13 protein-coding genes and 1 pseudogene are annotated in these 10,414 nt (G+C 41.4%); 9 read left to right on the forward strand and 5 right to left on the reverse strand.

What is annotated here, in order from left to right; genetic code table 11:
• Nucleotides 1-23 precede the first annotated feature (23 nt).
• The 3 genes from QZL69_RS13365 to QZL69_RS13375 all read right to left on the reverse strand — a co-directional run bounded on the left by QZL69_RS13365 (nt 24) and on the right by QZL69_RS13375 (nt 2,303).
• Nucleotides 24-1,175: a DUF4317 domain-containing protein gene (locus tag QZL69_RS13365; protein ID WP_022215694.1), complete on the reverse strand. Its 1,152-nt coding sequence runs from the start codon at nt 1,173-1,175 to the stop codon at nt 24-26.
• 77 nt (nt 1,176-1,252) lie between these two features.
• Nucleotides 1,253-1,894 (reverse strand): hypothetical protein, encoded by a 642-nt coding sequence (locus QZL69_RS13370; protein ID WP_022215695.1) that lies wholly within the window; start codon nt 1,892-1,894, stop codon nt 1,253-1,255.
• A 22-nt stretch (nt 1,895-1,916) separates the two neighbouring features.
• A complete protein-coding gene (locus QZL69_RS13375) occupies nt 1,917-2,303 on the reverse strand; it encodes a DUF6483 family protein (RefSeq protein WP_022215696.1) in 387 nt (128 codons plus the stop codon).
• Nucleotides 2,304-2,676: 373 nt separating this feature from the next.
• Between QZL69_RS13375 and QZL69_RS13380 the strand changes: the two genes are divergently transcribed.
• The 3 genes from QZL69_RS13380 (at nt 2,677) to QZL69_RS13390 (ending at nt 6,449) form a co-directional block, all read left to right on the forward strand.
• Complete coding sequence (locus QZL69_RS13380; protein ID WP_022215697.1) at nt 2,677-3,771, forward strand: D-alanyl-D-alanine carboxypeptidase family protein; 1,095 nt, start codon at nt 2,677-2,679, stop codon at nt 3,769-3,771.
• Between the two features lie 96 nt (nt 3,772-3,867).
• Nucleotides 3,868-6,054: a diguanylate cyclase gene (locus tag QZL69_RS13385; protein WP_022215698.1), complete on the forward strand. Its 2,187-nt coding sequence runs from the start codon at nt 3,868-3,870 to the stop codon at nt 6,052-6,054.
• A gap of 44 nt (nt 6,055-6,098) precedes the next feature.
• The gene (locus tag QZL69_RS13390; RefSeq protein WP_022215699.1) at nt 6,099-6,449 is read left to right on the forward strand and encodes an Hpt domain-containing protein; all 351 of its coding nucleotides are present in this window, start codon (nt 6,099-6,101) and stop codon (nt 6,447-6,449) included.
• Nucleotides 6,450-6,521: 72 nt separating this feature from the next.
• Here the strand turns inward: QZL69_RS13390 and QZL69_RS13395 are convergent, their stop codons facing one another.
• Together QZL69_RS13395 and QZL69_RS13400 are read right to left on the reverse strand one after the other, a co-directional pair.
• Nucleotides 6,522-6,848: a branched-chain amino acid transporter permease gene (locus QZL69_RS13395; protein WP_279591321.1), complete on the reverse strand. Its 327-nt coding sequence runs from the start codon at nt 6,846-6,848 to the stop codon at nt 6,522-6,524.
• Nucleotides 6,849-6,850: 2 nt separating this feature from the next.
• Nucleotides 6,851-7,549, reverse strand: coding sequence for an AzlC family ABC transporter permease (locus QZL69_RS13400; RefSeq protein ID WP_022215701.1), 699 nt, complete (start codon nt 7,547-7,549; stop codon nt 6,851-6,853).
• 101 nt (nt 7,550-7,650) lie between these two features.
• On the opposite strand from QZL69_RS13400, the gene QZL69_RS13405 reads away from it, so the two are divergent.
• The 6 genes and pseudogenes from QZL69_RS13405 to QZL69_RS14120 form a co-directional block, all read left to right on the forward strand.
• Nucleotides 7,651-7,968 carry a PadR family transcriptional regulator gene (locus tag QZL69_RS13405; protein WP_022215702.1) on the forward strand — a complete coding sequence of 106 codons (318 nt, stop codon included), beginning with the start codon at nt 7,651-7,653 and terminating at the stop codon, nt 7,966-7,968.
• Nucleotides 7,965-8,573 carry a DUF1700 domain-containing protein gene (locus tag QZL69_RS13410; RefSeq protein ID WP_022215703.1) on the forward strand — a complete coding sequence of 203 codons (609 nt, stop codon included), beginning with the start codon at nt 7,965-7,967 and terminating at the stop codon, nt 8,571-8,573. The genes QZL69_RS13405 and QZL69_RS13410 overlap by 4 nt, the downstream gene beginning before the upstream one ends.
• A complete protein-coding gene (locus QZL69_RS13415; RefSeq protein WP_022215704.1) occupies nt 8,557-9,498 on the forward strand; it encodes a DUF4097 family beta strand repeat-containing protein in 942 nt (313 codons plus the stop codon). The genes QZL69_RS13410 and QZL69_RS13415 overlap by 17 nt, the downstream gene beginning before the upstream one ends.
• A 48-nt stretch (nt 9,499-9,546) precedes the next feature.
• On the forward strand, nt 9,547-9,858 hold the full coding sequence (locus QZL69_RS13420; RefSeq protein WP_319638512.1) for a nucleotidyltransferase family protein: 312 nt from the start codon (nt 9,547-9,549) through the stop codon (nt 9,856-9,858).
• A 25-nt stretch (nt 9,859-9,883) separates the two neighbouring features.
• Nucleotides 9,884-10,249, forward strand: coding sequence for an HI0074 family nucleotidyltransferase substrate-binding subunit (locus tag QZL69_RS13425; RefSeq protein WP_022215706.1), 366 nt, complete (start codon nt 9,884-9,886; stop codon nt 10,247-10,249).
• Between the two features lie 98 nt (nt 10,250-10,347).
• A pseudogene (locus tag QZL69_RS14120) lies at nt 10,348-10,414 on the forward strand (IS200/IS605 family transposase); the annotation flags it as partial.

The raw sequence follows: 10,414 nt of genomic DNA on the forward strand, positions 1-10,414 counted from the left end.
GGGGGCTCTATTATGTAAGGATATTAAATTTCCTCCGCATTATCCTCAGAAAAACTTCCCGTCACATGGATACCATTGATCTCAACATCACCCTCCATCGGAATCACGATACATTTACGTCCATCAATAATCTGGGTTTCAATCAACGCCGCGCGGTCTGGGTCTACGTGGATGACGACATCCGGGGTTTTGATCTCGGTCCGGCGGGTGTTGGTAATGTTGGATACCATCAGGGATGCATTCTCACCGGCGGTGGCTTCGTAGCACTGGTCGAAAGTTTCCATTTTTTCTTCTTCGACACCGCATTCCTCGAAGAGACGTTTCACTTCTGGTTTGGTGAGAACAGCGGGTTCAGGAGAATCCTTCTGTGATTCAACCCACTCATTTAATTTCTCATGAATGTTCATGACAGTATCATAAGCACAGTCTTCCCCCAGAGTTTCCTCCACAAGGGCATTGAAGGAATCTCTTTGTCCACCGGCTGAAAGCGGAGTTTCACAGCCAAACAGTTCATCTACGAAAGTACTGCGGAGCTGTTCTGCGTTCTTGGAGTAGTAGAGAAGTCCGTGGATATCTGTACTGCGGTCATTAAATACCGGGAACAGGAATCCAAGATCCGGCATTTCTACGATCCAGTCACGGATGCGGTCCTCGATATTGTTGGTTTCTGCATTGTAGCAGAGACCTGCTTTGGAAAGGTTTACAGGGCAGATGCTGCACAGAATATGATCATAGATCTCATCGGAAGCATCAAACATTTCCTGACCATCAGAAGATTTACCAGGGATATCGTATACAGCGTGGATCAGGATGATATAATAATTCTCACCGTAATCGTAAGATTCGATCACTTTGTCATAGAATTCATCCAGGATAGCATCATCCTGTAACTTACTGCCGCGCAGACGAAGAAGGAATTCCTGTGTGCCGCCTTCTTTTTCCTGCTCGAGAGGAAATTCCATATTGATCAGGTTCTTGCCGACAGTACCGGAAAGAGTTTTCTTGAAGATTTCAAAGTATTTGAACATTTCTTCTTCGGAGAGAGAAAGAAATGCTTCTTTCAGCTTGGTCTTTTTGTTTTTTTCTCCGTCAACGTAGCAGCCGCAGATTCGTGTGATGGCGCAGTTGTTGGGGGTAAACTGTTTCTTGATTTCTGATATTTCTTTTTTATTCATAATAAAACTCCTCGTGTTTGAAAGTATAGAAGGTATTTTTGCCAGAAAAAAAGGGCCTTGCGGCCCTTTTTAATAGCTTAGATCTTGGAATAACCGAAGCCATTTACCAATGCATCCAGTTTCTGTTTCTGGGCACATAAAGGACAGGTGGAAGCAGGATACGAACCATAATTTGGAAGATCCCTGTGATCAAAAATACTATAAACAGGCAGTCCGGCAATATTGGTAGCTGCACTGAAAATTGCAGCGATACCACGGATCGTGCCGCCGTAGTACAAGATACTCTCGATCGCACGGGACAGAGTTTCGCCTGTTGTGATAGAACCATCCAGGATCAGGATGTTCTTGTTCTTGATCATTGGCTGGATATTGTCACGGAAAATGATCTGACCAGAGTTATTGTATTCCGGAGCAGTGATATAAATAGTCTGGTGTGAGTTCATAGAATATACACCAGCTCTGGTAAGTGTCTCTGCCAGGTATGCACCGACAACTTCCAGTCCGCTCATACAGATGATCGTATCAACAGGAATACTTGTTTCATAGTTGGCAGCCAGTGCCTCTGCGACACGAAGTGCCTCTGAACTTCTGGAACGCATAGTGGTAAGGTCCAGATAATGGGTGATGTGAGACTGCGGTGTTGCAAAATGTCCAGGAATTACCTTAAGCTGAATTTTCTTGTCGCCGCGTGCACTGATTTTGGTCATTCTTGATTCCATAAAAATCCCTCCCTTATAAGCATTATAAGATTTCTGTGCGGAATGCTTCCGCAATTCCACTGAGCTGATAACGGTCAGCAAGATCCTGAATTCCGGTCATGATCTCTTCACGGCTGAAATTGTGGACTTCCAGGAAGTCATCGTCCTTTCCATTAAGATTATAATAAAAAAGAAGACCGATCTCCAGATTCTGGCGGTCACCATCACAGGTCATTTCGTATAACTGGTTCTCTGCCTCGTCAATCTTACCCTCATCGGTCAGAGCGATCAGATTCTCAAGAGTCGTTCTGGCAGTACTGTCTTCGATCACTTCCGGGGTAAGCTCGGATGCGCTTACCTGAAACAGCATTTTCATAACAGCATGAACCATTTCACGGATCTGGCGCAGTATAAAATCATCCTGAAGCATTTGGATTCTCCCTTCTGAATCAAAATTTATTGCAACCATTATCACGTGAACAGTTACAATTTTTTATAAAATATCTATTCTTAGATTACCACAAACGACACCATTCTACCAGTGAAAATTTATTCACAATATTGTGAATTGAACGACAAATGTAACTGTTCACAGGTAGTATCCCACGAGGTGTTTTGCAATGAATAATGGCAAAATCCCGAGACATACGGGGCAAAATGCTGTTTCCGCGGGTCTGATGTATTTTTGGGCAGTTATTGCAGAATACTATATTATATACATGTTATAATTGTTAAAAAAATATTTCGTAATAATTAAGAAAATATGATATAATCAGATAAAAAAATAATTGCAGGATGGAAACATGATAAAAGGAATTCATTTGACAATAGGCATTTTATCAGGGATTCTGTTTACACAGAATATCTGGGCACAGACATTGAAAGAACCGGTGATCGAATCACAGGCTGTAGTTGTAATGGATATGGACAGTGGAGATATTTTGTATGAGAAGAATGGAAAAGAAAAATTATATCCCGCAAGTATTGTAAAACTTCTGACAGCACTGGTGACAGCGGAGGAAGGAAAGCTGGATGATATCGTTATTTTTTCGTACGATGCTGTCTATGGAGTGGAAGAAGGGAGTGGAAATGCACTTCAGTTAGAAACGGGCGATAAACTGACAGTAGAAGACTGTATGTATGCAATGCTGTTGAAATCTTCCAATCAGGCGGCTAATGCGCTTGCGGAATATGTTGCCGGAAGTAATGAGAAATTTGCAGAACATATGAATGAAAAGGCACAGGAACTGGGATGCACAGACAGTAATTTTGTGAACCCTTCCGGACTAAATGCAGAAGAGCAGAAGGTTACAGCGGAAGATATGGCCAAGATCGCAGCAGCCGCTTTTTCTAATGACACTGTAAGGGAAATTGCATCGGCAAAGACATACCAGCTTCCGGTAACTTTGAATAATCCGAACGGCTGTATCGTTGAAATGGAACATCAGCTTTTGAATGGGACAGACTATTCTTATAAGTATGCCTATGCAGGAAAAACCGGTTACACGGATGCAGCAGGAAATACCTTAGTAACAGCAGCCAGGAAAGACGATAAAAATCTGATCGCAGTAGTATTAAAAAGTGAGATGACACATTATACAGATACGATCAAGCTTTTTAATTATGGATTTGCATATCTGGAACAGCAGACACAGGAGATAGAGGCAGAGGAAGAATCTGTCGACACGGAAAAAGTGCAGACAGTTCCGGAAGAGCAGAAAGAAACGACACCAGATCATACCGTTATAAATGTAGTGAAGGGGATATTTTTCCTGATAATACTCTATGGCGCAAGTCTGATATTCAGACGTAAAAAAAGCAGACTTCAAAAAAAGAGAAAAAATATCAAGAAAGCTGGAAATGGCAGTAAAAAAAGCAAAAAGAAAAGCAGAAAATAATAAGAAGATTCCTTAAATTTCTTTACGGGCAAAATTGAGAATGGTATAATATAATCTTATAGGAGACGCAAAGAAGTATGCAAAAGAAAGGATGCCATGGAAGCACAAAACGAAAATGATATGACCAGGCATGAATGGGAAGTCATGCTCAAAGAACTGAAGAAAGTATTTTCAATTGTACGCCTTCTTAACGAGGAGGAACTGCGGACCGGAAGGCTTCAGGGAAGTACAGATATGTCAGAGGGATGTGAATGCTATGCGCTCTGGAATAAGAATTCCCGTTGTGATAACTGCATTTCCAGGGCGGCCTTTGCAGAAAAAGGTAAGAGAACAAAACTTGAATTTATAGATGATGGCATTTTCCAGGTAGTGTCCAAATATATCAAGATCGATGGCGTTCCATACGTGGCAGAACTGGTAAACAAACTGGACGGAGATGCGCTGGTAAGCAAGAAAGAGCGCGATGAGATGCTCAAGAAACTGATTCGGTACGACAGAGAACTGTATATGGATGCATTGACAGGTGCATATAACAGGCGTTACTATGAGGATCAGCTCAAATCTGTTGATATGGTTGCCGGGGTTGCAATGATCGACCTGGATGACTTTAAGTTTTATAATGATACTTATGGACATAATGCAGGAGATCTTGTCCTGGAGACGGTTGTCAAGATCATACGAAACAATATCCGTAAGACAGATATGCTGGTTCGATTTGGCGGTGATGAATTTCTTCTGGTAATGCCGGATATTCTGGAATCCTCTTTCCGCAAGAAACTGAAACAGATACAGGAAGCGATACATATCGCAGAAGTACCCGGGTATTTACAGCTTCGTATGTCTGTCAGCATAGGCGGGGTATTGTCTACACGCGGGACAATAGAGTCAGCAATACGCAGGGCAGATCAGTATATGTATCAGGCAAAGACAACCAAGAACATGGTAGTGACCGAGGGAGACCTGCTGAACGAAACACCGGCACTGACAAATACATCATCTATTCATAAATATAAGATTCTGATCGTCGATGATTCAGAGATGAACAGAGAGATCCTGTCAGCAATTCTGGGAGATGAATTTGAGATCCTGGAGGCAGAGAATGGTGAGGAATGTATTTCTGTCATCAGGAAATATGGAACCAGTATCTCGCTGGTGCTTCTCGATATTGTGATGCCTGTCATGGATGGATTTGAGGTTCTGGAGTTTCTGAATAAATATCAGTGGATTGATGATATTCCGGTAATCATGATCTCCAGTGAGGATTCTGCGACCAGTGTCAAGAAAGCCTACGAGATGGGTGTATCTGATTACATCAACAGACCATTTGATGCAGAAGTTGTTCATCGGAGAGTATTTAATACGATCAAACTTTATGCGAAGCAGCGCAAGCTGATCGCCCTGATCACCAATCAGGTATATGAGAAAGAGAAGAATAACCGTATCCTGATCGAGATTTTAAGCCAGATCGTAGAATTCCGAAATGGCGAAAGTGGACGACATGTCCTGAATGTAAATATCCTGACAGGAATCCTTCTGGAACAGCTGGTTCAGGTTACGGATAAGTACAATGTTTTATGGTCAGACAGACTGATGATCACGACAGCGGCTTCTCTTCACGATATCGGAAAAATCGGCATTGATGACAAGATACTGAACAAGGCAGGCAAGCTGACACCGGAGGAGACAGAGATCGTCAAGGAACATACAGTGATCGGTGCCTCCATGCTGGAAAACATGGAAATCTTCAAGGATGAAGAATTTGTCAAGATTGCTTATCAGATATGCAGATGGCATCATGAGAGATATGACGGTAAAGGCTATCCAGACGGATTGAAGGGAGATGCGATCCCTCTTTCCGCACAGGTCGTTGCACTGGCAGATGTTTATGATGCGCTTGTCAGCAGGCGGGTTTATAAGAAGAAGTATACGCACAGAGAAGCAATGAAAATGATTCTTAACGGCGAATGTGGAGCCTTCAATCCGATCCTTCTGAAGTGTCTTGTAGAAGCACAGGAGAAGGTAAGGGACAGCATCGTAGTAAGTGAAGATTACAATGCTTCTTATAAACGCAATATAATGAGAGAATTGGAAGAATATGAAAGTACCAAAGAACATCTGATGGAATCTATCACACAGGATATCCAGAAAGAATGTTCAGAAATTGAAAATGATACAGACCTTGATTTTATTGGGGGGGGGCAAAACGGAAATATGATTGACAAATACGTAAACTCTTACCTCAGAAAATGTCTGACTGATAAAGATCACAGGGGAATTAATTAATCATAATGCATTTTACCAATAAGAATTAAAGGAGAATATACAGAATGACAGTTAGAGAAAGTTATGAAAAAATGGGCGCAAATTATGACGGAGTTTTATCCAGACTTGGAAATGAAATGCTGATCAAGAAATTTGCTGTAAAATTCCTCAAAGACCCAAGTTTCCAGGATCTTACAGATGCAATCGAGCAGGGGGACGCAGAACACGCATTCCGTGCTGCACATACACTGAAAGGCATATGTTTGAACCTTGGCTTTGACAATCTTTACAAACCAAGTGAAGCGCTGACAGAGAAACTTCGCGGAAGAGAACTGAATGGATACGAGACATTATACGCAGAAGTAAAAAATCAGTACAACAAAACAGTAGAAGCAATCAATGAGATTGCTGAGTAAATACAAAACTCGGTATCGACCGGATACAGAATGTTCGATCGATACCGAGTTTTTTTGTTTGGGCAAAGAAATTCAGCGAAAAACGGTCTGGATCAGTACCATATACAGGACAGTGCCGCCGCCGATACTCAGAAGAGTGCTTTTTTTCCATTTGTGGAGCAGTACGATGAAAACAATTGCAATTGCTTCAGGAAGTCCATGTGTACTGCTTGCAGAGACATCTTTCAGACAATAGATAACGAGAAGCCCGATTGCTGCATATGGGAGTACCGTTCCAAGGTACTTGACGAATTCCGGTGGATTTTTGCCCTCCGGAAAAATAATGAATGGGATAAAACGTGTTGCCATTGTTCCAAGGACAACTGCCGCAATGGTGATGATCGCCTGTGTTGTTGTCATTGTCATTTCGCAGCCACCTCCGGTTTCTTTGAGAGTTTACGTTCTGCTGTAAAGCACACGATGATGAAGATCATGGACGGAACGATGAAATTGCTGCTTCCGAAAATCAGAAGGCAGACAGCGGAGCAGATCAGCCCTACCAGAGCAGGACGATGATCTTTGGCTTCTTCCCACTGGTTCAGGAACATTACAACAAACAGGGCGGTCATGACAAAATCAATTCCTGTTGTATCGAAGTGGACCACATATCCGAGAAGTGCTCCCGCTGTAGCAGCAGATACCCAGTAGATCTGATTTAACAGATTGACAAAGAACATGAACCATCCCCTGTCTACATCATCCGGCGGTGTTACTGTACAGTTGACGGTGAAAGATTCATCACACATGCCGAAGATCAGGTAGAACTTTTTCCAGCCGGTATTTTTGTACTTATCCAGCATGGAAAGTCCGTAAAATAAATGTCTGGCATTGACCATCAGTGCCAGAAAGAAAGCTGCGATCGGACTGAATGCCGACAGCAGAAGATTGGCTGTCACGAATTCCATGGAGCCCGCAAAGATAAACATACTCATAAAGAATGGATACCATACGGAAAATCCCTTGCTCTGCATCATAAATCCGTAGGACATTCCCAGAAAAAGGAAACCTATACCGATAGGGATCGTGTATGGAAACGCGGCTTTAAATGCTTTTTTCTTCATTGGTTAAAAAACTCCTTGACTTTTAGCATGAATATGTATATATTTTATATATAAAATTTTTATATATAATTATTTTACATATTATTTATGGAGGTGATCGGATGTATTATCCCGTATCAGCATTACTTATAGAGTTTCTGATCCTGTCCGTGGTAGAATCACAGGATTCCTACGGATATGAGATCAGCCAGACCGTCAAGATCGTGGCTGATATCAAAGAATCCACTCTATATCCCATCCTGAAGAAACTTGAGAAAAACGGTTATCTCACAACCTATTCTCAGGAATTTCAGGGACGTAAACGCAAGTATTATTCTATCACCGATTCCGGCAAAGAACAACTGGTGTATCTTCACAAAGAGTGGGTTTCTTACAGAGATACGATTGACGGAATCATTGAAGGGAGGATCAGAAATTGACCAGAGAAGAATATATGGCGAAATTGCAGAAATATCTTCGTAAACTTCCGAAGCAGGATTATGAAGATGCAATTGAATATTTTAATGAATATTTCAGCGATACGGACGAAGAAGGTCAGCAGAAACTGATGGAGGAACTGGGAACTCCGAAGGAAGCGGCTGCGGATCTGATGTGTAATCTTCTGGATAGAAAGTTACAGGAACAGGACACAGATATTGAGGAGAAAAAGAGTAAAAAAGGAATTATCACGCTCTCGGTTCTTGCAATCCTGTCAACGCCTGTGACAGTGCCGCTTTTTATCGCATTGCTTGCAGTACTTTTTGCAGTTGCGATTTGTGTTGTCTGTGTGATCTTCAGTGATTTTATTGCTGCATTCGGCGTGTTACTGATTGGTGGTAAACTGTTGCTGAGAGGACTTGTTTCCTTCCCGTATTCGTTATCAGGCGCACTGACAGTGACTGGCTGCGGACTCTTTGGAATCGGATGTGCGATCCTTCTGTATATCCTCGGAATTTATCTTTGTAAATGGACAGGCATGCTTCTTGTCAAGCTGGCCCAGGTATTAGCTGGAAAGAGGGGTAAAAATCATGAAAAAAACAAATAAGCGTTTACTGGCAGTCGGTGGTATCTTTTGTGCAGTGGGTATTCTGTTCTTTGGTGTTGGCGTTGCATCAGGCGGTAGAAATTATATAAAATCAGCAGACCTGAACAGAATCAGCGGAACTGCAACGATGGATTCAAGCGACAGTCATGCGATCTTGAGCAAGACAAAGCTCGATGCGTTTTCTGCCGTGAATATCGATCTTCGGAATCTGGATCTGGATGTGAAAGAATCGGATGATGATAATTTCTATATTGCTTATAATATTGAAACAAATGACGGAATGCTTCCGCTTTCCTATCAGGTTCAGGATGATACATTGAATATTGTGGAGAAGCAGGGGCATGAGTCGTATTCATATATCCACATTGATATTAACTTTCTTCAGGAGATGCTTGGCCAGAGCCATGTGATCGAGAACTCTAATAAGGTGACAATCTATATTCCGAAAAAAAACGACTTGAGTAGTTTTTTCTGCAAGATGGGATATGGCGATCTTGACATTGAATCTCTGGGAGTAAAAAAGGCAGTGATCTCCTGTTCTGATGGTGATGTGAAAATTAAAGACAGTGCATTGAATTCCCTTGAAATGGAGACGGAACTTGGCGATCTGCATCTCAAAAACACTTCTGTAAAAAACAGCCAGATCAGAATGGATGATGGAGATGTAAAAGCTGAAAACACTGTATTCCAGGGCAAAAACAAGATTACAAGTACCCTGGGAAACATCAAACTTGGCATTCCAAAAGAAGTGGCTGAAGATCTTTCCATAGAGGCAGAGGCAAGCGATATTGATATACCGGAAAAGCTGGGAAAAGTAATGACAGATGAGGACGGTGAGCAAGTACTCATCACAGAAAATAAACCACAGGATTCCCTGGAACTTAAGAGTGAAGATGGGGATATTAAGATTATTGCTGAGAAATAATACCTGTGAGATAATTCTATTTCAGAAATAACTGGAAATCTGTTATAATTGAGAAAAGATAAGGAGAAGATTATGCAAATCGATGAAGTTATAGCAGAAATTACACAAAGATGCAGAAACTATGGCGCACAGAAAATAATCCTGTTTGGATCCAGAGCAAAAGGCACCGCAACAGAACGCAGTGATATTGATATTGCAGTGTCAGGCGTGGCATCAAGTGATATTTTTGAACTGGAGGAAGCTCTGGAAGATATTCCAACATTGTATACAATTGATCTTGTTGATCTTGATACCTGTAAAAATCAGTTATTGCTGGAGGACATTAAACAATACGGACGAGAAATTTATAAGAAGATTTGAGTCATTTCAAAACTCCCTGGATTTGTTGGCAGAAGCCAGAGAGCGTGATTTATCAGATTCGTTTGTACTCAGTGGAACCAGTGCAAAATTCAGTATTACGTTTGATCTGGCATGGAAGGTTATGAAAGACATTCTGGTACAATATTATGCAATTACCGGATTTGTTACAGGCTCTCCCAGAGAAGTACTGAAACAGTCTTTTCAGGCGAAGCTGATCACAGGTGATGAGTGGATTGATATGCTGAAAATACGAAATCAGCTTGCACATGACTATGATGGTGTGATTGTGAAAGAGCATTGCCAGACAATCATTCATCTGTATATTGATAAATTATATGATTTTAACATAATATATAGCAAGAATTCTCCTTCCTCTACAGGTGGGAGATGAATTGCAAAAAAGCAAAAAAAGAACACTTGTTCTACAATACAATTCATGGTATAATAAAATCAGTCGATAAGATGATTATTCAAAAAAGGACTGGTTTTATGGAAAATATAGATCACAATGCACATTCAGTGTACTTGATGTATTATCATTTGATCATGGTGGTAA

It is taken from the genome of Blautia sp. CAG:237, from assembly GCF_000436615.1.
In the GTDB taxonomy this organism is placed as follows: Bacteria; Bacillota; Clostridia; order Lachnospirales; family Lachnospiraceae; genus Blautia_A; species Blautia_A intestinihominis.